The sequence below is a fragment of the Streptomyces sp. S465 genome (assembly GCF_026898115.1).
Classification (GTDB): Bacteria; Actinomycetota; Actinomycetes; order Streptomycetales; family Streptomycetaceae; genus Streptomyces; species Streptomyces luomodiensis.
Window position 1 is genome coordinate 3,098,001 of record NZ_CP114036.1, and the last position, 21,090, is coordinate 3,119,090.

The following is a 21,090-nucleotide window of genomic DNA, read 5'->3' on the forward strand; positions in this document are numbered from 1 at the left end:
TGGGGGGAGTGAGAGGGGGCGGCACCTCCGCACAAGGTGCCGCCCCCTTTGAGGTCCGGAGCCGCTGCCGGGGGTTGAGGGTGGGTGGTTCCCGGCGCGGGCTCCGGTGGTCTACCGGCTGTTCGCCGCCGCCCGGCCGGCCTCCAGGCGGGCGACGGGGATGCGGAACGGGGAGCAGGAGACGTAGTCCAGGCCCACCTCGTGGAAGAAGTGGACGGACTCCGGGTCGCCGCCGTGCTCACCGCAGACGCCGAGCTTGAGGTCGGGACGGGTGGCGCGGCCGGCCTGGGCGGCGTCGCGGACCAGGGAGCCGACGCCGTCCTTGTCGATGGTCTCGAACGGGCTGACGCCGAAGATGCCCTTCTCCAGGTAGGCGGTGAAGAAGCTGGCCTCGACGTCGTCGCGGGAGAAGCCCCAGACGGTCTGGGTGAGGTCGTTGGTGCCGAAGGAGAAGAAGTCGGCGGACTCGGCGATCTGGGCGGCGGTCAGCGCGGCGCGCGGCAGCTCGATCATGGTGCCGAGGGTGAGCTTGAGGTCCACCCCGTGGGCCTGCTCGACCTCCGCGATGACCCGCTCGGCCTCCTCGCGGACGATCTCCAGCTCCTGGACCGTGCCGACCAGCGGAATCATGATCTCGGCCCGTGGGTCGCCCTTGGCGCCCCGGCGCTCGGCCGCGGCCTCGGCGATCGCCCGTACCTGCATGGCGAACAGCCCGGGGATGACCAGGCCCAGGCGCACCCCGCGCAGGCCCAGCATCGGGTTCTGCTCATGGAGCCGGTGCACGGCCTGGAGCAGCCGCAGATCGTTCTCGTTGTGGTCCTTGCGGGACTCGGCGAGCGCGACGCGCACCGACAGTTCGGTGATGTCGGGCAGGAACTCGTGCAGCGGCGGGTCCAGCAGCCGGACGGTGACCGGCAGTCCGTCCATCGCCTCGAACAGCTCGACGAAGTCGTCCTTCTGGAGCGGCAGCAGCTCACCCAGCGCCGTCTCCCGCTCCTCGTCGGTGTGGGCGAGGATCAGCTTCTCGACCATCTCCCGGCGCTCGCCGAGGAACATGTGCTCGGTGCGGCACAGCCCGATGCCCTGGGCACCGAACCGCCGGGCGCGGGAGGCGTCCTCGGCGTTGTCCGCGTTGGCCCGCACCCGCAGCCGGCGCACCCGGTCCGCGTACGCCATGATCCGGTGCACCGCGCCCACCAGCTCGTCGGCGTCGTCGGCGCCCGCGTGCATCCGGCCCTCGAAGTACTCCACGACCGGCGAGGGCACCACCGGGACCTCGCCGAGGTAGACCTTGCCGGAGGAGCCGTCGATCGAGACGATGTCGCCCTCCTCGATCACCAGCTCGTCCTTGCCGTCCCGGCCGGGCGCGGTCATCCGGCGCCGCTTGGTGTCGACTTCGAGCTCCTCGGCGCCGCACACACAGGTCTTGCCCATGCCGCGGGCGACGACGGCGGCGTGTGAGGTCTTGCCGCCGCGCGAGGTCAGGATGCCCTCCGCGGCGATCATGCCGTCGAGGTCGTCGGGGTTGGTCTCCCGGCGGATGAGGATGACCTTCTCACCCGAGCGCGACCACTTGACGGCGGTGTACGAGTCGAAGACGGCCTTGCCGACGGCCGCGCCGGGGGACGCGGCGATGCCCCGGCCGATCTTCCGTACGTCGTCGCCCGCCGCCGCCTCCGTGTCGAAGCGCGGGAACATCAGCTGCGCCAGCTGCGCCCCGTTGACCCGGCGCAGCGCCTCGGCCTCGTCGATCAGCCCCTGATCGACCAGCTGGGTGGCGATCCGGAAGGCGGCCCCGGCGGTGCGCTTGCCGACCCGGGTCTGGAGCATCCACAGCTTGCCGCGCTCGATGGTGAACTCGATGTCGCACAGGTCCTTGTAGTGCGTCTCGAGGGTCTCCATGATCTGCATCAGCTGGTCGTACGAGCGCTGGTCGATCTGTTCGAGATCGGCCAGCGGCACCGTGTTGCGGATGCCCGCGACCACGTCCTCGCCCTGGGCGTTCTGGAGGTAGTCGCCGTAGACGCCCTGGTGGCCGCTGGCCGGGTCGCGGGTGAAGGCGACGCCGGTGCCGGAGTCGGGGCCGAGGTTGCCGAAGACCATGGAGCAGATGTTGACCGCGGTGCCGAGGTCGTGCGGGATGCGCTCCTGGCGGCGGTAGAGCTTGGCGCGGTCGCCGTTCCAGGAGTCGAAGACGGCCCGTACGGCGAGGTCCATCTGCTCCCGCGGCTCCTGCGGGAAGCCCCGGCCGGTCTCCTTGGCGACGATGTCCTTGAACTCGCCGACCAGCTTCTTGAGGTCGGCGGCGTCGAGGTCCACGTCGACGACGACGCCCTTGGCGCGCTTGGCGTCGTCGATGGCCTCCTCGAAGAGGTCGCCGTCCACACCGAGCACGGTCTTGCCGAACATCTGGATGAGGCGCCGGTAGGAGTCCCAGGCGAACCGGTCGTCGCCCGCCTGCGCGGCGAGCCCCGCCACGGACTGGTCCGAGAGGCCGATGTTGAGGACGGTGTCCATCATCCCGGGCATGGAGAACTTGGCGCCGGAGCGTACGGAGACGAGGAGGGGATCGTCCGCCTGGCCGAGCTTCTTGCCCATCGTGGCTTCGAGGGCTTCGAGGTGCGCACTCACCTCGTCGCGCAGGGCCGCGGGTTCCGCGCCGCTGTCCAGGTAGACCTTGCATGCCTCGGTGGTGATGGTGAAGCCCGGTGGCACGGGGAGACCGAGATTGGTCATCTCGGCGAGGTTGGCCCCCTTCCCGCCGAGCAGGTCCTTGAGATCCTTGTTGCCCTCGGTGAAGTCGTAAACGAACTTCTGCTGATCTTGTTTTTCCGGCACGGGACTCGATCTCCTCGGCTCGGCTGCCCTGACGGCGGGGAGCGTACCCAGATCGAAGGCTCCTTAGGAGGTCCACTCCACCGTCATACGGCTGTAACCACCCGCCTGCCACGTGTTCGAAAGTGCGGTGCCCGATCACGACCCCGTCGACTCGCCTTCAAGTCTCGAACAGACACCCACCCTCCGCCCGCGGTGGACGCACGGAATTTCACTGTACGTAACCGATGGTTCGACGTGTCGAACATCAAGTGGATGGCACTGAGTGCCACGCATTGGAGAGGTGAGCACAGCGGAGAACCGCCGGACCACCCCTTCGCGACCGCTCATATGAGCGAGACCCTGATCAGAGTGGCGAGAATCACGCCTTACCAGCACCCATTGTCTCGCCTTTTGGATACAACGAGAGCGGCCCCGCTCAGATGAGCACCGCCCGGCGGAGCGTCCGTGGCGGGTATGTTGACGTCGGACCGCACCAGGGGGCTGAGGAGGGCTTGTGACCAGTGCACGGCCCGCGCCGCCCGGACTGGCCGACGGTGCGCGGCGGGTGCTCCTGGCGAACTGGACCGGCTCCTCCACGGTCCCCTCGCCCGGCCTCTATCCGCACCAGTGGAGCTGGGACTCGGCGTTCATCGCGATCGGTTCGCGCCATATTTCGCCCCGGCGCGCCCAGCGGGAACTGGAAACCCTGCTCGCCGCCCAATGGGGTGACGGCCGTATCCCGCACATCGTCTTCAACCCGGCGGTGCCGCCCACCGCGTACTTCCCCGGCCCCGGCTTCTGGCGCTCCACCACCGCCGGCGCGGCCGCCGGCGCCCCGCGCCACGTCGAGACCTCCGGCATCGTCCAGCCCCCAGTGCACGCGCTCGCCTGTCTGCTGGTGCACCGGGCCGACCCGCGCTCATCGGCGCGCCATGGCTTCCTCGCCCGCGTCCACCCCCAGCTCGCCGCCTGGCACCGCTATCTGGGCCGGGCCCGCGACCTGGGCGGCGGCGGGCTGGTGTCCGTGGTCCACCCCTGGGAGCCCGGGATGGACAACAGCCCCTGCTGGGACGCCCCGCTGGCCCGCGTCGAACCGGTGCCCCCGGGCACGTTCCACCGCGCCGACCTCGACCACGGCGCGGCCTCCGACCGGCCGACCGACCTGGACTACGGACGCTACGTACGGCTCGCGGCGGACTACCGGGACGGCGGTTACGCGGACGGTGGCCGCGCGGACGGCGGCGCCGGTTCGGCGTTCCTGGTCGAGGACCCCGGCGTCAACGCGCTGCTGATCGCCTCCGAACACGCCCTGGCCGAGATCGCCGCCCTGGTGGGCGCCGACGCCTCGGTCCACCGGAGGTGGGCCGCACATCTGACGGCCGCCCTGGTGGACCGGCTGTGGGACCCGGCCGCGGGGCTGTTCCGCTGCCGCGATCTGCGCGGCGGTGGCCTGATCCCCGAACTCAGCGCGGCGGGCCTGCTGCCGCTGCTGGTCCCCGGCCTGCCCCGCGAGATCGCGGCCGCGCTGGTCCGCACGGCCTGCGGCCCGCACTTCGGGCTGGGCCACACGGTGCGCCTGGTGCCCAGCTACGACCTGCGGGGCCGCGCCTTCGACCCCGCCCGCTACTGGCGCGGCCCCGCCTGGTTCAACGTCAACTGGCTGCTGGAGCGGGGCCTGCGGCTGCACGGCGAGCCGGAGCGCGCCGACGCGCTGCGGGCCGCCGCCCTGGAGACGGCGGTCGCGTCCGGCTTCGCCGAGTACGTCGACCCGTACACGGGCGAGGCGCGCGGTACGCGCGACTTCGGCTGGACGGCCGCACTGGCGCTGGACCTGGCGGTGGCGGCGGATCAGGCTCCCTGATCGCCACCGACCCCCCGCGACCCGTCCCCGGTCCCCTGCGACCCGTCACCAGTCCCCTGCGCCTCGTCCCCGGTCCCGCGCGACCCGCCGCCGGACCCGCGCGGCTCGTCCCCGGTCCCCCGCGACCCGTCACCGGACCCGCGCGACCCGTCACCGGACCCGCGCTCCTGATCCTCAGCCCCGCCCGGCCCACCACCGGCCCCCCGCATCCCGCCGCCAGTCCCCCGCCGCTCGCCACCGGACCCGCGCGCCTGATCCTCAGTCCCGCCCGGCCCACCACCGGCCCCCAGCGACCCGTCACCAGTCCCCCGCGACCCGTCCCCGGTCCCCTGCACCTCGTCCCCGGTCCCGCGCGACCCGCCGCCGGACCCGCGCGGCTCGTCCCCGGTCCCGCGCGGCCCGTCCCCGGTCCCGCGCGCCTGATCCTCAGTCCCGCCCGGCCCGCCACCGGTCCCCCGCACCCCGCCGCCGGTCCCCCGTAGCCCGGCCAGGGCTTCGCGGGTTCTGACGGTGCAGTTGTGCTCCTCGCCCAGGACGCGTTCGCTGATCTCCAGGACCGCGCGCCACTCCGCCTCGGCCTCGTCGAACCGGCCGAGGCCCTTGAGGGTGGTGCCGAGGTTGTGGCGGGTCCAGAGGGTGTTGACGTGCTCCGTGCCCAGGACGCGCTGCCGGGCGGAGAGCGTCTCCCGGATCTCCGTCTCGGCGTCCGTGAACCGGCCGAGCTTGTTGAGCACATTGCCCAGGCTGTGCCGGGCCGCCAGCGTGGCCTCGGCCTCGGCCCCCAGGGACCGCGTGCGCCCCTCGGCCACCCTGCGGTACAAGGGCTCGGACTCCTCGTAGCGCTTCTGGTCGCGCAGCAGGGCGGCCAGCTGGACATACGTCAGCAGGGCGCTCGGGTCGTCCGGGTCCAGCACCCGGGCCTCCCCCTCCATGGTCACCCGGTACTCCTGCTCGGCCTCCGCCACCCGGCCGAGGCGCGCCAGCGCCCCGGCCCGGCTGTACCGCGTCACCAGTGTCGACTGGGCGTCCGGTCCGGAGATCCGGACCCGGTCCTGGAGCAGCTGGGTGAACTGCTCCAGCGCCTCCTCCTGCTGCCCGGCCATCCCCGTGCTGCTCGCCAGGTGGTGCCGGGTGGTGAGGGTGTTGTGGTGCTCGGCCCCGAGGACGGCGGTCTGCCGCTCCAGGAGGTCGCGGTAGGCCGTCTGCGCCTCGTCGTACCGCCGCTGGTCGTCCAGGACCATCGCGCGCAGCCGCAGCGCGGTCAGCGACTCGTCGTGCCGCTCCCCGAGGGCGGCGAACGACTCCGCCACCAGCGCCTCGGCCTCGGCCTCCGCCTCGTCGTACCGCCGCAGGCCGCGCAGCCGCTCGACGCGGTTGCGACGCGCCCGGCGCACCCGCCAGTGGGTGGGGCCGAGCCCGGCCGACGTCCGGTCGACCATGTCGTGCCACAGCGCCTCGGCCTCTTCGTCGCGCCGCCTGAGGTTGAGGATGTCGCCGAGCGTGAAGAGCGCCGTCAGCAGGGCCGAGTCCACCTCCGACTCGGCCGGCTCGCACTCCTCGGCCGCCGACCGCATATCGGCCTCCGCCTCGTCGTAACGCCCCAGCCGCCGCAGTGCGGTGGACAGCCAGGCCCGTGCGTTGACGGTGTCGTACCGCGCGGGTCCGTACAGCTCCCGCGCGCTGGAGACGGCGATCCGGAATTCCTCCTCGGCCTCCTCCACCCGGTCGAGGTCCAGCAGCAGGCGCCCGCGCCGCTGGTGCTTGCCCTGAGCCGCCCTCCGGGCGCCGTCGCCCTCCCGCCGCTCCCATGCCTCGATCAGCGTGCGGCACTCCTCCTCCGCCGCCTCCGTCCGCCCGGCGTCGCTCAGCAGGTCGACCAGGTAGCCGCGGGCGAAGAGCGTGTAGTCGTGTTCCGTGCCGTGCACCCGCCCCGAGATCGCGACCACCGCGCGCAGCTCGCGCTCCGCCTCCTCGTGCTCCCCGAGTTTGTTCAGGGTGAGGGCCAGATGCCCGCGGAGGTTGCGGGATTCGAGGTCGTCCGCCGGTCTGAGCCCCTCGATCTGCTCCCGCGCCACCTCCCGCAGGTCGTCCACGTGCTCCCGCCACCCGGCGTCGACGAGCTGCTCGGCCACGTCGGGCAGGGTCCGCACCGCCCACCAGCCGGTCTCCTCGTCCCGCTCATCGGCCTCGGTGAGCATCTTCTCGACGTAGTCGCGCACCGACTTCGGCAGCCCGTCGTCCGCCGCGATCCGCCGCACCACCGCCATCACCTCCGGCTGGACCCGCTCCGAGGCGTAGGACCGGGGCGGGTACGCGGGGGCCGGTTCGCCCGGCCGCGGTACGGGCTCCGCCCGCTCCGGCGACGGTTCCTCGTCCCGGTCCTCGTCCAGCAGCCCCAGCCGTTGCAGCAGCTCCGGGGAGGCCGCCGCGAACGGGCGGGCCTCCTCGGCGACGCGGGAGTCCCCGTGGCCGCCGGAGAGCCGGGCGCGGAACTCCGGGCCGCTGCCCTGGCGGTGCAGCAGGAACTCGGTGACCCGCGCCGCCGTCTCCAGCGCGTCCGACGTGCGGACCGCGTCCAGCAGCAGATCCGCGACCCCGGGGTGGAACTCGTACTCCTCCGCGCTCCCCGCCCGCCTGCGCAGCAGCCCGCCCAGGAAGACCTCGGCCAGCTGTGCCGGGTGGAAGCGCTCCGGGCCGCCCGCGCCCGCCTGGTGGATCAGCCGCATCACCGGCAGCGTCAGCGGGTGGACGGTGGCCAGCGCCCCGGCCAGCCGCTGGCCCTCGGGCGAGGCCGCGCCCCGGAAGCGGCGCAGCCGCTCCTCGGCCGTCGGCTCGGGGACCTGGGCCGTGGCTCGCGCGGCCACCGGCTTCTCCGCCCCGTCCAGCAGCAGCACCGGCAGCGGCCCGCCGCTGCCGCCCGTCCCGGTGAGCGCCGCCCACGCGCCCAGCTCGCCCTCGGCCAGCTCCAGCACCGGCACCGGTGTGCCCTCGTACGTGACCAGGCCGCGCGGCAGCACCGGATGGCGCACGGACAGCGCCCGGCCCGGCGCGCCCTCCCGGCCGCCGGCGTCGACCAGCAGCCGCTGGGTGGGCATGCCGCGCTCCGGCCACATCCGCGCGGGCAGCGGCTGCAGGACCGCCACCGGCGCGTGGCGGGCCCAGCGGCGCAGCAGCCGCGGGATCGCGCCGTCGCGCCACCCCGGGCCCACCCCGTCCGAGAGGACCAGCATCACGGTGCGGCCGGAGGTGTCGGTCAGCTGGCGCGCGGTGCGGCGCGGGGCGCCGGGGGCGTACGGGCGCGCCCTGAGCACCGGTTCGTCCCTCTCCGTCGCCACGCTGTCCAGGCCGTAGGTGCGCACCGAGCGGAAGGTGCCCTGCCGCTCCAGCAGTCCGCGCAACTCGGCGGCGAGCTGCTGCCAGAGCACCATGGACGGGCCGTCGTCCACGACCAGCGCGACGCTCAGCCAGCGCTCGGGCCGGGGGCGCAGCACAACGTCCGGCAGACCGGTTTCGGCGATCCACTCGGCGGTGGCGGTCTCGTCCACGCGGAAGGAGGTGCGGGACGGCACGCTGCGCCGCAGGGGGCGCAGCGCGCGGGAGAGTCCGCGCGTCGCCGGGAGCGCCCGTACGCCCCTGACACCGACGGCCCGCGCCGGGCGGGCCACGGCGGTGCGGGCGACGCCGGGGGCGTAGAGCCCGGCGTCGGCGGTGGGGCCGGGCTCGGGTTCGCCGTCGGCGGGCGCCTCGGCGGGGTGCCGCCGGGCGCCCTTGCCCTCGTCGTCGCCGTCGGCCGTGCCGGAGGCGGGGCCGGCGGCCCCCTGGGGCGGCGTCGGCTCCCCGCCGGGCTCCTCCCGCGGCGACCGGGCGGTGGTCGCGGCGAACCACAGGACGTCGCGCAGCTCCTCCTCGGAGAGCTCGACCCCCGCGTCCTCCAGCAGGGCGCACAGCCGCTCGATCATTACGCGTCGGCTTCGTTCAGCGAGCGGAACAGCTTGTCGAGGACGTCCTGGTCCACCCGCACCCCGGAGGACCGCAGCCGGACCGCGTTGAGCAGCTGGTCGGTGGCCAGCTCGCGCTCGGTGCGCAGGGTCAGGAAGTGCGCGATCAGGTCCTGGGCCCGCGCGCCGGTCTCCTCGCCCAGATGCATGGTGACGATCCGCTGGAGCTGCTGCTCATCGGGCTGCTTGAGGTCGAGCCGGACACAGCGGCGCAGGAACGCCGGGGGGAACTCGCGCTCGCCGTTGCTGGTGATGACCACGACGGGGAAGACGCGGCAGCCGACCCAGCCGCTGGTGATCCCGGCCTTGTCCCGGGAGCCCGAGACCCGCACCTGCACGGTCCGCCCCTCCCCCAGGCGGGCCAGTTCGGGGATCTCGAACTCGCCCTCCTCGAAGACCGTGAGGAGGTCGTTGGGCAGGTCGACATCGCCCTTGTCGAGCTCGTCGACGAGCAGCACCCGCGGCCGGTCGGCCGGCAGCAGCGCGGTGCCGAGCGCGCCCAGCCGCAGATAGTCACCGATGTCCGGCTCGGTGCCGGCCGGTTCGTCGGCGCGCTGCCGCAAGGAGGCTTCGCGCAGCCGGCCCACCGCGTCGTACGAGTAGAGGCCCTCGGCGAGCGTGGAGCGGCTGTTGACCGGCCAGTGCAGCACCTCGCCGAGCTTGAGCTCCCGGGCGATGGCGCGGGCCAGCGTCGACTTGCCGGTGCCGGGCCGTCCGGTGACCAGCAGCGGGCGGTGCAGGTGCAGCGCCATGTTGACCACGTCGCGGTCCTCGTCGGAGATCAGATACGGCAGCGCCCGGTCCTCGGCCCGCTGCCGGGCGTCGTCGCCGAAGCGCCGCCACGGCGGGGCCGTGGGCCAGGTCTCCACGTCATGGGGCTCGGTGTCGCCGCCCTGGAAGAGCCTCCAGTCCTGTGCCATCGTCTTCGTCTCTCCTCAGGGTGCGGACTCAGGGTGCCGACAGGTCGAGTCGGTCGGGAAGCGGTCGGTGCGGGTCGTCCCACAGCAGGGCCAGCTGCCGGCCCGGATGGCTTTCGTCGGCGTCGCTCTCCAGCCGGAGCTTGCGGAGCCGCTGGGGCAGGTGCTCCAGCGGCCCGGTGCCCAGCAGGGTCCTCAGCTGCTGCTCGGTGAGGGCCGGTTTGGTGCCGGTGTCCCAGACGAGCACGGGCACGCCGTCGAAGAGACACGCGGTGAAGATCTTCGAGCGGGTCCACGCCGGACTGGCCGTCATCGCGCCCGGGGCGGTCTCCTGCCGCTCCATGGCGGCCCGGACCTGCGCGAAGCTGTGGGTGTGGCCGGGCAGCCAGTGCAGGTCCCCCGGGGTGGCCCCGGCGACCCGGGACCAGCGCCGCTCCCACAGATGGCGCCGCTCGGGCTGGCGCAGCTCGGCGCAGCGCAGGACGACCGGGAAGTCGGTGCCGAGCGAGCGCTCCTGCGGCTTGCCCGCGTCCAGCGGCCAGCGGTGCACGTCGAGTTCCAGGTCGGTGGACGGGACGAAGAACTCCACCACGGTCTCCGTGGCGCGGGCGTGCGCGGCCAGCAGGGCGTCGATCCCCCGCTGCATCTCCTCCGGGGAGGCCGGGGTGTCGACCTTCGCCAGCGCGTCGACCTCGTCGCCACGCCGCGCCCACACCTCGTAGGCCCGCCGCTGGCCGGGGCCGTGCGGCGGGTGGAGCCTTATCTGGATGCGCCGGCGCTCGGCGGGGCCGGCCGTCCGGGCCCGTTCGGCCTCGGCCGTGGCGCGGGCGCGGTGGTCCAGCAGGACGTCCTTCATGCCGAGCCGGACCGCGCAGGCGCCCGCCCAGACGCGCAGCTCGGCGGCGACGGCGCCGTCGGAGTACGCGGCGAAGTGCTCCACGGTGCTCAGCAGCTGCGGCAGCTGGTGCGGTCTGGGCACCAGCTCCTCGAGGGCGTCGGCCAGGGCGACCGGATCGTGCGCGGGGAGCCGGGCGGGGCCGAACTGCTGGTGCGCCGCCGCGACGACGTCGGCGCGGCCCGGCTCGTCCAGCCGGCCCAGGAGTGCGACCAGCTCGGTGTACTCGGCGCAGGTGAGCCACTGCTTCTGGAGCCTGCGGCACGCCTCGCGGGCCTCCGCGCCGATCCGCTGGTCCGGGGCCTGTTCGGCGAGCGCGTGGAAGAGGGTGGCGAGTCCGTGCTCATGGGCGAGCGCCCAGTCGACCAGCTCCTGCGCCAGCAGGGCGCCCGTCGCGGGCGGCGCGTCGGTGAACTCCATGCGCAGCCGGGCGGCGACCCGCGCCGCCGATCCGGCCGGATCGGCCCCGAGCAGCCCCGACGCCTCCAGGACCAGGGTCTCCCGGAACCGGCTCAGCAGCGGATCGAGCGGTGGGCCGGGCGGCGGGCCGGGCGGGCCGAGCCGGACCACCCGCACGTTCTCGCGCCAGCCGCTGACGTACACCGTCGGGCGCTGCCGACCGGCGTCGCCCGCCCGCTCGAACTCCTCCACCACGCCCTGCCAGACCCGGTCCAGATCCAGGTCCGCGCCGTCGGCCACGGCCGCGTGGAGCTGCCGCAGCAGTGCGGCGGTGAACCGGCCGGTGCCCTGCTGCTGCTTGGCCACCGCCCCGGCCTGGCACGCCCGCATCCAGTAGATCGGGCGCTCCACGTCGACCTGGGGGGTCTGTGCGAGGTCGTCCGGCTCGTCGGCCAGCTCGTGGACGCCGGGGTCGAGTGCCTGGCGGCAGGCGTCGATGATCACGGTGACCCGGTCCACGCCGTCCCACGGCAGATGCTCGGTGTGCATCAGATGGATCAGGCCGTCGGCGTCCGCGCCCTGGAGGTCGGTGTCCCGGGTCTCCGGGTAGAGCAGGCTCCACCGGCCGCGCTGGGTCTGCACGCCGTGCCCGGCCCAGTAGACCCACAGCCAGTCGGCGTCGATGGACCGCAGCTCGTCCTGGAAGACCTGGCGCACATCGGCGCGCTCCGCCGGGCGGTAACCGGGGTGCGCCGCCTCCAGGGCCGCCCGGTTGTGCTCCAGGGGCGAGGCGAGCAGCTGGATGTTCTCCGCCGGTACGCCCTGCCCGGTCAGCCACTCCCGCATGGCGAGGGCGTCGTGCACCGGGCCGTCGAGGTTGAGGCCGTCGCTGCCGTTGTACCGCTCGACCGCCACGAGCACGGCGTGGGTGCGGCGCCAGTCGTGTTCCACCGCTGTCACGCCGGCAGCTCCGGGGCCAGCAGGTCGTACAGCCTCTGGTGGGCGAAGTAGGAGGTGTGGGCGCGCGGGAAGGGCTGGCGGGTGTCGACGCGCACATCGGTGACCCGGCCGGGGAAGACCTTCGCCCCGACGAAACCCAGCAGGTCCTGCTCGTCGTAGACGTTGATCCAGCGGGGGAAGGCGGCGGGCAGCGGCTCGCCCCGGCGCAGCGCGGTGAGCGCGTCCAGCTCGTAGAGGAACGGCGCCTGTGAGCCGACCGTCACCAGCAGCTCCACCCCGGCGGGCGGATCGGGCTCGGCGAGCAGATCGGCGCAGGCGATCCCGCCGAGGCTGTGGGCGAGCAGCACCACCGGCCCGTCCCCCGCGGCGACCGTCTCGTCCACCGCCGTACGGATCGCGGCGCGCACCCCGGCGCCGCGCACCTGGTAGCGGAGGATGTCGCCACTGGCCGGGACGGAGCCCTTGGTGATCCCGCCGCGGAAGGTGTGGGCCAGCGAGGACAGCGGTGAGAGGTAGGAGTTGAGGGCCCGTACGGCGACGCCCTTGGCGGCGCGGGCGACGAATCCGCCCCGGTCGGTGCCGCCGAGCCGGTCGGTGAGCGCGCCGACGACGGTGTCCCGGTCGGCGCCGTCCACCGCGAGCGGTTCATCGGCGCCCTGCGGGCCCTCGGCCCGCTGGACGGCCAGGGCGTACACGGCGCGGGCCGCGATCGCCTCGATGCCGTCGACGGGCGGAGTGCCGCCGAGGCTGCGGGAGATCTCCTGGGCGACGCGGCCGCCGGCCGGGCCGAGGTGCGGCGCGAGGTCACGGACCAGCTCGTCCAGGCTCTCCCCGCCGCCGGCCACCCCCTCCAGGCTCAGCCCGCGCACCGTGTCGGCGATGGCCCGCCAGGGGTCCTGACGGCCCGGGGCGAAGCCGGGCCGCGCGCCCGCGCCGCGCCGCGCCCGCGCCGCCTCCGCGAACTCCCGCAGCTCGGCGAGCGGGTCCACCTCCAGCAGCGCCCATACGGCCAGCGGGTCGTCCTCGTCCAGCGGGCCGTCGTCGCCGAGCCCGCGGTTCCTCGTCCGCACCGGGACCGACGCCCCGTCAAGTCCCAGCGAGGCGCCGTGCTCCTCGCCCCAGAAGCAGCGGACGACCCTGACCTCGGCTCTCACCCGCCCCAGGCCGCTCACGACCCGCGCGAAGCTCTTCTCGTACGACTTGGCCCGGACCCCCGTGCCGTGGACGAAGACGACGCTTGTCACCGATCCCCCCAGATCGCCTTGATCCCCACCGTGACCACGAGCCCATCACTCTAGCCCGTGCCGGACCCGCCCTCACCCGTGATGCCCCCGCACGCCCCAGGACGAACCGGTTCAGCCGCCCGAGGTGTCCAGCTCCGCGTCCGCGCCGACCCCCGCGCGGTCGTACGGGTCGTCCAGCCAGCCGTCGGGCAGCACCACGCGGTTGCGGCCCGAGGTGCGGCCGCGCGGGCCGTCGGCGCCGGGGGGCCACTCCTGGTCCAGGTCCAGCTCCGCCAGCAGGGCGTCCAGCTCGGCCAGGGACGAGGTGATCGCCAGCCGCTTGCGCATCTCCGAGCCGACCGAGAACCCCTTGGTGTACCAGGCGACATGCTTACGGAAATCGATCACGCCGCGCTCCTCGTCCGCCAGCCACTCGGCGAGCAGCTCGGCGTGGCGGCGCATCACGGCCGCGACCTCCTTCAGCGTCGGCCGCGCGGACACCGGCGGCTCGGGGCCGGGCTCGAACGCGGCCACCAGATCGCCGAAGAGCCAGGGCCGCCCCAGGCAGCCGCGCCCCACGACCACGCCGTCGCAGCCGGTCTCGCGCATCATCTGGACCGCGTCGTCGGCACACCAGATGTCGCCGTTGCCCAGCACCGGGATCTCGGGGACGGCCTCCTTCAGGCGGGCGATCGCCTCCCAGTCGGCGGTGCCGCCGTAGTGCTGGGCCGCGGTGCGGCCGTGCAGGGCGATCGCGGTCACGCCCTCCTCGACCGCGATCCGGCCCGCGTCGAGGTAGGTGATGTGGTCGTCGTCGATGCCCTTGCGCATCTTCATGGTCACCGGCAGCGGGCCCGCGGCGGCCACCGCCTCGCGCAGGATCGAGCGCAGCAGATGCCGCTTGTACGGGAGCGCCGAGCCGCCGCCCTTACGGGTCACCTTGGGCACCGGGCAGCCGAAGTTGAGGTCGATGTGGTCGGCCAGGTCCTCGTCCACGATCATCCGGACGGCCTTGCCGACGGTCACCGGGTCCACCCCGTACAGCTGGATGGAGCGCGGCTTCTCGGTCCCGTCGAAGTGGATCAGCCGCATCGTCTTGGCGTCGCGCTCCACCAGCGCCCGGGTGGTGATCATCTCGCTGACGAACAGCCCCCTCCCGCCGGAGAACTCCCGGCACAGGGTGCGGAACGGCGCGTTGGTGATCCCGGCCATCGGTGCGAGCACGACCGGCGGCTGGACCGTATGCGGTCCGATCTCCAGCTGTGCGTGCGGCGTCGGCGTCATGGAGTGGGCTTCCTCGTGGGTACTACGGTGGGAGGGCGGGTCGATCGGCGGGCCGCCCGGTGCGGGCCGGTCTCTCATTGTCCCGCACCCAGGAGGAGGACCGACAGGGCGGTCATGGCCGCCGTACGGACACTATCGATGTAGCGTTCAACCATGCGTGAGCTCAGCCATCGGCGGCGCATGCTTGTGCTGGCGATCTGCTGCATGAGCCTGCTGCTCGTCAGCCTCGACAACACCGTCCTCAATGTCGCCCTGCCGGTGATGCGGAACGACCTGCACGCCTCCGTCTCCGGAATGCAGTGGACGATCGACGCGTACACCCTCGTCCTCGCCGCGCTGTTGATGCTCTCGGGCTCCACGGCCGACCGGGTCGGGCGCAAGCGCACCTTCCAGACCGGGCTGGTGATCTTCACCATCGGGTCGGCGCTGTGCAGCGTCGCACCCAATCTGGAAGCGCTGGTCGGCTTCCGCGGGGTGCAGGCGATCGGCGGTTCGATGCTCAACCCCGTCGCCATGTCGATCATCACCAACGTCTTCACCGAGCCCAAGGAGCGGGCCCGCGCCATCGGGATCTGGGGCGGGGTCGTCGGCATCAGCATGGCGGCCGGACCGATCGTGGGCGGACTGCTGGTCGAATCGGTCGGCTGGCGCTCGATCTTCTGGATAAACCTTCCGATCGGGATCGCGGCGCTGGCCCTCACCGCCCGCTTCGTCCCCGAGTCGCGCGCCCCCAGGCCACGCCGGGCCGACCCGATCGGCCAGCTGCTGGTCATCGCGGTGCTGGGCACCCTCACCTACGCGATCATCGAGGCGCCGGACCGCGGCTGGGACTCGCCGCTGATCGCGACCTGCTGGGCGGTCGCCGTCGTGGGGCTGCTCGCACTGGTCCGGTACGAGGGGCGGCGCGAGGAACCGCTGATCGACGTGCGGTTCTTCCACAGCGCGCCGTTCAGCGGGGCGACGGTGGTCGCGGTGTGCGCCTTCGCGGCGCTCGGCGGCTACCTCTTCATGAACACCCTCTACCTCCAGGACGTGCGCGGGCTCGACGCGCTGCACGCCGGGCTGTGGATGCTGCCCATGGCGTTCATGTGCTTCGTCTGCGCACCGCTGTCCGGGCGGCTGGTGGGCGCCCGCGGCCCCCGGCCGTCGATGCTGGCGGCCGGCGTCGCCATAACGGCCAGCGGGGTGATGTTCGCGGTCTTCGACGCCCAGGCGACCGATGCGGGGCTGCTGGTCGGCTATGTGCTGTTCGGCCTCGGCTTCGGCATGGTCAACGCGCCCATCACCAATACGGCGGTCTCCGGAATGCCCCGCTCCCAGGCGGGAGTCGCCGCGGCCGTCGCCTCCACCAGCCGCCAGGTGGGCCAGTCGCTCGGCGTCGCGGTGATCGGCGCGGTGCTGGCGGCGGGCGCCGCGTCGGCGGCGGCGGCCGGAACGGGACACGCGGCCTCGCCGGCGGCCGCGGCGGCGTTCGTGGACGCCGCCCGCCCCGCCTGGTGGATCATCGCCGGATGCGGCGCCGTCATCCTGCTGCTGGGACTGGTGACCACCGGCCGCTGGGCCCAGGCGACGACCCGGCACGCGGCCGCGCTCTTCGAGGAGGGCGCGCCGGCGGCGCAGACATCGGCCGGCGCCAAGGCGTGAGGCGCGAGGTGTATGGCGTACGCCATGCGCCACGTGCCGCGTAAGGAGGCCGCCCCGGCGGCGGGTCAGGTTCCCGCCGGTTCCGGGGCGGCCTCCTCCTCGAGCGCCATGGCGTGCAGCCGCAGCAGGCGCTCATGCGTCTCGGCGTCCGCCGGGGTGTAGGTGAGCAGCTTGGGACCCTGCTGGGGGCCGGTCCACAGGCTGGTGGAGGCCAGCCGGACGATGCCCACCCGCGACTGGCGGTAGACCTTGATCTTGTCGCCGGGCCGGACCACCTCGTGCCGCGCCCAGATCTCCCGGAACTCAGGAGAGGCGTCCTCCAGCCGCTTCACCATCGCCTTCCAGGCGGGCTCGGCGACATGCTCGGCCATCACGGCCCGGAACTTGGCCGCCATCAGCCGGATCGTCTCGTCCCGGTCCACCAGGCTGGAGCGCCACCCGTCGTGGGTGAAGGCCAGCCACAGGCAGTTGCGGTCCTCCGGCGGCACCCGGTCCAGGTCGCACATCAGCAGCCGGTAGGTGCGGTTGTAGGCCAGCAGGTCGAAGCGGCTGTTCTGGACGCAGGCGGGGAACGGCTCCAGCTGCTCCAGCATGCGTTGCAGCGTCTCCGGAACGCCCGTGCACTCACTGGCCGGGGTCGGGTCGACGGTCCCGGCCAGCGCGAAGAGATGGGCGCGCTCGCTGCGGTCCAGGAGCAGCGCGCGGGCGATGGCGTCGAGGACCTGCGCCGAGACGTGGATGTCGCGGGCCTGCTCCAGCCACGTGTACCAGGTCACTCCGACGGCCGAGAGCTGCGCGACCTCCTCGCGGCGCAGACCGGGCGTCCGCCGGCGGCGGCCCCGGGGCAGACCCACCTGCTCGGGTGTGATCCGCTCCCGCCGGCTGCGCAGGAACGCCGCCAGCTCGCCTCGTCTCGGATCGCCGCGTGTCTCGGCCCCCGCGCCCCTGCTCCCGGCCGTCGCACCGGCCGCGGCCTCCTGCACCATCGTGGTCATGCCTCCAGGATGCCGGAGAGCCTCAGCCGGTTGCCAGGTACTTCTGGTACCAGGATAAAGACACTCTGGTACCAGTCTGAGCGGCGCGACATCGTCGTCAGCGTGACCGAGACGCAGACACGAACGATCCGAACGACACCCGCGACATCCACGACACCCACGACATCCACATCCACGACGCCCACGACACGGGCGACACGGGCGAGACCCTCCGGCCCCGCCCTCAGCCCCCTCGGGCTGTTCACCGTGCTGCTGGGCGCGGCGCTGCCCCTGATCGACTTCTTCATCGTCAACGTGGCCCTGCCCACCATGGACCGCGATCTCCACGCCGGCCCGGCCGTGCTGGAACTCGTCGTCGCCGGATACGGCGTGGCGTACGCGGTGCTGCTGGTCCTCGGCGGCCGGCTGGGCGACACCTTCGGACGGCGCAGGCTCTTCCTCACCGGGATGGCGGCCTTCGGCGTGACCTCGCTGGCCTGCGGGCTCGCGCCGGACGCCTGGAGCCTGGTGGGCGCCCGGGTGGCGCAGGGCGCCGCGGCCGCGCTGATGCTGCCCCAGGTGCTCGCCACGATCCACGCCTCGACCAGCGGTTCGCGCCGCGCCCGCGCGCTCAGCCTGTACGGCGCGACGGCCGGTCTGTCGATGGTGGCGGGGCAGATCCTGGGCGGTGTGCTGGTGGCCGCGGACATCGCGGGCACCGGGTGGCGCGCGGTCTTCCTGGTCAATGTGCCGGTCGCGCTGATCGGCCTGGTCCTCGCGGTCCGCACGGTCCCCGAGACCCGCTCGGAGCGGCCCGCGCCGGTGGACGTCCCCGGCACCGTGCTGCTGGCGCTGTCGCTGATCACGCTGATGGTGCCCCTGACCGAGGGCCGGGCGGCGGGCTGGCCGCTGTGGACCTGGCTGGTGCTGGGCGCGTTCCCGTTCGTGGCCGCCGCGTTCTACGTGGTGGAGCGGCGCGCCGACCGGGCCGGACTCGTGCCGCTGCTGCCGCCGAGCCTGTTCGCGGAGCGCGGGCTGCGGCGCGGGCTGCCGATCGTGGTGCCGTTCTCGATCGGCTTCGGCGGCTTCATGTTCGTCATCGCCGTCGCGCTCCAGCAGGGCCTGCGGTACGGACCGGTCGAGGCCGGGCTGGCGCTGGTGCCGATGGCGACGGCGTTCTTCGTCGCCTCGCTGCTGGGGCCGCGCCTGGTGGGCCGCTACGGGAGCCGGGTGGTGACCGCGGGCGGGCTGCTCCAGGCGGTGGGCATCGGCACGCTGATGCTGGCCGTATGGCGGGACTGGCCGGATCTGTCGCTGGCCGGGCTGCTGCCGGGCGTGGCGCTGGCCGGGTTCGGGCAGGGGTTGCAGCTTCCGGTGCTGATCCGGATCGTGCTGGCCGATGTGCCGAGCGAGCGGGCCGGAGTGGGGAGCGGTGTGATGGTCACCACCCAGCAGTCGGCGCTGGCGCTGGGCGTGGCGACGCTCGGCACGCTCTTCCTGGCCCTGGAGCCGTCGGCGGGCATGGGCGACGCGCTGGTCAGCACGCTCGCGGCCCAGCTGGGGGCGATCGTGATGACCCTGCTGCTGAGCTTGCGGCTGCCGCGCGCGGTGTCGTAGGCGGAATGCCCCGTCACCCGGCACCGGTCACACCTGGGGGCCGGTCACGCCCAGGACGCCGGTCACGCCCGGGAGGCGGTCCGCCTGGGAGGAGCCGGTCACGCCCGGGACGCCCGTCACACCAGGGACGCCCGTCACGCCCGGGAGGCGGTCCGCCTGGGAGGAGCCGGTCACGCCCAGGACACCCGTCACACCAGGGAGGCGGTCCACCTGGGACGCCGGGACACCGGTCACGCCCAGGACACCCGTCACGCCCGGGAGGCGGTCCGCCTGGGAGGAGCCGGTCACGCCCAGGACGCCCGTCACACCAGGGAGGCGGTCCACCTGGGACGCCGGGACACCGGTCACGCCCAGGACACCCGTCACGCCCGGGAGGCGGTCCGCCTGGGAGGAGCCGGTCACGCCCGGGACGCCCGTCACCCAGGGAGGCGGTCCGCCCGGGACACCCGTCACACCCGGGACACCGGACGCCCGTCACGCCCGGGAGGCGGTCACACCAGGGACGCCGGGACACCGGTCACGCCCGAGAGGCGGTCCGCCCGGACGCCCGTCACGCCCGGGACACCCGTCACGCCAGGGACGCCCGTCACGCCAGGGACGCCCGTCACGCCCGGGAGGGGGTCACGCCCAGGAGGGGGTCATGCCTGGGAGGCGGCCCACCACAGGATGAGCGCGGCCACCGCGAAACAGGCCAGCATGATCAGGACGACCTGCCGCCGCGCCGCCGCGTCGGCGGTCATCCGCGGCGAGCCGAGGGCCCCGTGTGCCTGGGCCAGGTGATCGAGCCCCTTGTGCCGGGCGCCGCCGTAGGTGATCCGCTCCTGCCAGTCGCAGTGGAGGCAGCCGAGCAGCCGCCGCTGCCCCGGACCGTAGCCGTAGCTCACCTCGAAGACCGTGCCGTCCTCGCGGATGGCGGTGATGTGGTGCGTCACGCCTCGCACGATGGGTGAACCCCCGTTCTGCCGAGCCGACGGGCTCCGGTGCCACGGACGTCGCGTCCGCGGCGCCGGAGCCCGTCGTCGGGTATGTGTCCGGTGCCGTGCTCCGGGCCGTCGGCCCGGACCGGGTCAGCAGCCGATCAGGCGGCCGCCCAGGTAGGACTGGATCTGGTCGAGGGAGACCCGCTCCTGCTTCATCGTGTCGCGCTCACGCACGGTGACGGCGTTGTCGTCCAGCGTGTCGAAGTCCACGGTGACGCAGAACGGGGTGCCGATCTCGTCCTGGCGACGGTAGCGGCGGCCGATCGCGCCGGCGTCGTCGAACTCGATGTTCCAGTGCTTGCGCAGGTCCGCCGCGAGCCCCTTGGCCTTCGGCGAGAGCTGCGCGTTGCGGGACAGCGGCAGCACCGCGACCTTGACCGGCGCCAGCCGCGGGTCGAGCCGCATCACGGCGCGCTTCTCCATCTTGCCCTTGGCGTTGGGCGCCTCGTCCTCGACGTACGCGTCGAGCAGGAAGGCCAGCATGGCGCGGCCCACGCCCGCCGCCGGCTCGATCACATAGGGGGTCCAGCGCTCGCCGGCGTCCTGGTCGAAGTACGACAGGTCCTGGCCGGAGGCGGCGGAGTGCGCCTTCAGGTCGTAGTCGGTGCGGTTGGCCACACCCTCCAGCTCGCCCCACTCCGAGCCACCGAACTGGAAGCGGTACTCGATGTCAGCGGTGCGCTTGGAGTAGTGGGAGAGCTTCTCCTTGGGGTGCTCGTACCACCGGATGTTCGCCTCCTGGAGACCGAGGTCCCGGTACCAGTTCCAGCGCTGCTCCATCCAGTACTCGTGCCACTTCTCGTCCTCGCCCGGCTTGACGAAGAACTCCATCTCCATCTGCTCGAACTCACGGGTGCGGAAGATGAAGTTGCCCGGCGTGATCTCGTTGCGGAACGACTTGCCGAGCTGCGCGATACCGAACGGCGGCTTTTTGCGCGAGGTCTGCTGGACGGCGAGGAAGTTGGTGAAGATGCCCTGGGCGGTCTCGGGGCGCAGATACGCGACCGAGCCGGAGTCCTGGGTGGGGCCGAGGTGGGTGGAGAGCAGCCCGGAGAACTGCTTGGGCTCGGTGAAGCTGCCCTTGTTGCCGCAGTGCGGGCAGTTGACGTCGGCCAGGCCGTTCTCGGGCAGCCGGCCGTGCTTGGCCTCGTACGCCTCCTCCAGGTGGTCCGCGCGGAACCGCTTGTGGCAGGAGGTGCACTCGGTGAGCGGGTCCGTGAAGGTGGCGACGTGGCCGGACGCCTCCCACACCTCACGGGCCAGGATCACGGACGAGTCGATACCGACGACGTCGTCACGCGAGGTGACCATGGCACGCCACCACTGCCGCTTGATGTTCTCCTTCAGCTCCACACCGAGCGGTCCGTAGTCCCAGGCGGCGCGCTGGCCGCCGTAGATCTCGCTGCACGGGTAGACGAAGCCACGGCGCTTGCTGAGGCTGACGATGGTGTCGATCTTGTCGGCGGCCACGGTGCTCTCTTCATTGATGACGACATTGACGACGAAGCGAATGCTTCAGGT

14 protein-coding genes are annotated in these 21,090 nt (G+C 73.3%); 3 read left to right on the forward strand and 11 right to left on the reverse strand.

The window, feature by feature from the left end; translation table 11 throughout:
• Positions 1 to 111: 111 nt before the first annotated feature.
• Entirely contained in the window at positions 112 to 2,838 is a 2,727-nt protein-coding gene (ppdK, locus tag N6H00_RS13470) for a pyruvate, phosphate dikinase (RefSeq protein ID WP_268971897.1), read from the reverse strand.
• 493 nt (positions 2,839 to 3,331) lie between these two features.
• Between ppdK and N6H00_RS13475 the strand changes: the two genes are divergently transcribed.
• Positions 3,332 to 4,678 carry an MGH1-like glycoside hydrolase domain-containing protein gene (locus tag N6H00_RS13475; protein WP_268971898.1) on the forward strand — a complete coding sequence of 449 codons (1,347 nt, stop codon included), beginning with the start codon at positions 3,332 to 3,334 and terminating at the stop codon, positions 4,676 to 4,678.
• Here the strand turns inward: N6H00_RS13475 and N6H00_RS13480 are convergent.
• The 5 genes from N6H00_RS13480 to dusB form a co-directional block, all read right to left on the reverse strand.
• The gene (locus N6H00_RS13480; protein WP_268971899.1) at positions 4,666 to 8,637 is read right to left on the reverse strand and encodes an SAV_2336 N-terminal domain-related protein; all 3,972 of its coding nucleotides are present in this window, start codon (positions 8,635 to 8,637) and stop codon (positions 4,666 to 4,668) included. The genes N6H00_RS13475 and N6H00_RS13480 overlap by 13 nt on opposite strands.
• Positions 8,637 to 9,596 (reverse strand): AAA family ATPase, encoded by a 960-nt coding sequence (locus N6H00_RS13485; protein ID WP_268971900.1) that lies wholly within the window; start codon positions 9,594 to 9,596, stop codon positions 8,637 to 8,639. Before N6H00_RS13485 ends, N6H00_RS13480 begins: the two co-directional genes overlap by 1 nt.
• A gap of 28 nt (positions 9,597 to 9,624) precedes the next feature.
• Positions 9,625 to 11,847, reverse strand: a complete 2,223-nt coding sequence (locus N6H00_RS13490; RefSeq protein ID WP_268971901.1) for a VMAP-C domain-containing protein — start codon at positions 11,845 to 11,847, stop codon at positions 9,625 to 9,627.
• On the reverse strand, positions 11,844 to 13,091 hold the full coding sequence (locus tag N6H00_RS13495) for a hypothetical protein (protein WP_268971904.1): 1,248 nt from the start codon (positions 13,089 to 13,091) through the stop codon (positions 11,844 to 11,846). The genes N6H00_RS13490 and N6H00_RS13495 overlap by 4 nt, the downstream gene beginning before the upstream one ends.
• Positions 13,092 to 13,202: 111 nt before the next feature.
• Entirely contained in the window at positions 13,203 to 14,354 is a 1,152-nt protein-coding gene (dusB, locus tag N6H00_RS13500; protein WP_268971905.1) for a tRNA dihydrouridine synthase DusB, read from the reverse strand.
• A gap of 153 nt (positions 14,355 to 14,507) precedes the next feature.
• Here dusB and N6H00_RS13505 point away from each other — a divergent pair, with 153 nt between their 5' ends.
• Positions 14,508 to 15,998, forward strand: a complete 1,491-nt coding sequence (locus tag N6H00_RS13505) for an MFS transporter (RefSeq protein ID WP_268971906.1) — start codon at positions 14,508 to 14,510, stop codon at positions 15,996 to 15,998.
• Positions 15,999 to 16,063: 65 nt separating this feature from the next.
• On the opposite strand, the gene N6H00_RS13510 is transcribed toward N6H00_RS13505, so the two are convergent.
• Together N6H00_RS13510 and N6H00_RS13515 are read right to left on the reverse strand one after the other, a co-directional pair.
• Positions 16,064 to 16,993 carry a helix-turn-helix transcriptional regulator gene (locus N6H00_RS13510; RefSeq protein WP_443072944.1) on the reverse strand — a complete coding sequence of 310 codons (930 nt, stop codon included), beginning with the start codon at positions 16,991 to 16,993 and terminating at the stop codon, positions 16,064 to 16,066.
• The gene (locus N6H00_RS13515; RefSeq protein WP_268977294.1) at positions 16,990 to 17,169 is read right to left on the reverse strand and encodes a hypothetical protein; all 180 of its coding nucleotides are present in this window, start codon (positions 17,167 to 17,169) and stop codon (positions 16,990 to 16,992) included. The genes N6H00_RS13510 and N6H00_RS13515 overlap by 4 nt, the downstream gene beginning before the upstream one ends.
• Here N6H00_RS13515 and N6H00_RS13520 point away from each other — a divergent pair.
• Positions 17,096 to 18,589, forward strand: a complete 1,494-nt coding sequence (locus tag N6H00_RS13520) for an MFS transporter (RefSeq protein WP_268971907.1) — start codon at positions 17,096 to 17,098, stop codon at positions 18,587 to 18,589. The two genes, N6H00_RS13515 and N6H00_RS13520, sit on opposite strands and share 74 nt — an antisense overlap.
• Positions 18,590 to 18,616: 27 nt before the next feature.
• Here the strand turns inward: N6H00_RS13520 and N6H00_RS13525 are convergent, their stop codons facing one another.
• The 3 genes from N6H00_RS13525 to N6H00_RS13535 all read right to left on the reverse strand — a co-directional run bounded on the left by N6H00_RS13525 (position 18,617) and on the right by N6H00_RS13535 (position 21,039).
• Entirely contained in the window at positions 18,617 to 19,009 is a 393-nt protein-coding gene (locus N6H00_RS13525) for a hypothetical protein (protein WP_268971908.1), read from the reverse strand.
• Positions 19,010 to 19,227: 218 nt separating this feature from the next.
• The gene (locus N6H00_RS13530) at positions 19,228 to 19,521 is read right to left on the reverse strand and encodes a hypothetical protein (protein ID WP_268971910.1); all 294 of its coding nucleotides are present in this window, start codon (positions 19,519 to 19,521) and stop codon (positions 19,228 to 19,230) included.
• Positions 19,522 to 19,656: 135 nt separating this feature from the next.
• Positions 19,657 to 21,039, reverse strand: a complete 1,383-nt coding sequence (locus tag N6H00_RS13535) for a glycine--tRNA ligase (RefSeq protein ID WP_268971911.1) — start codon at positions 21,037 to 21,039, stop codon at positions 19,657 to 19,659.
• Between the last annotated feature and the right edge of the window lie 51 nt (positions 21,040 to 21,090).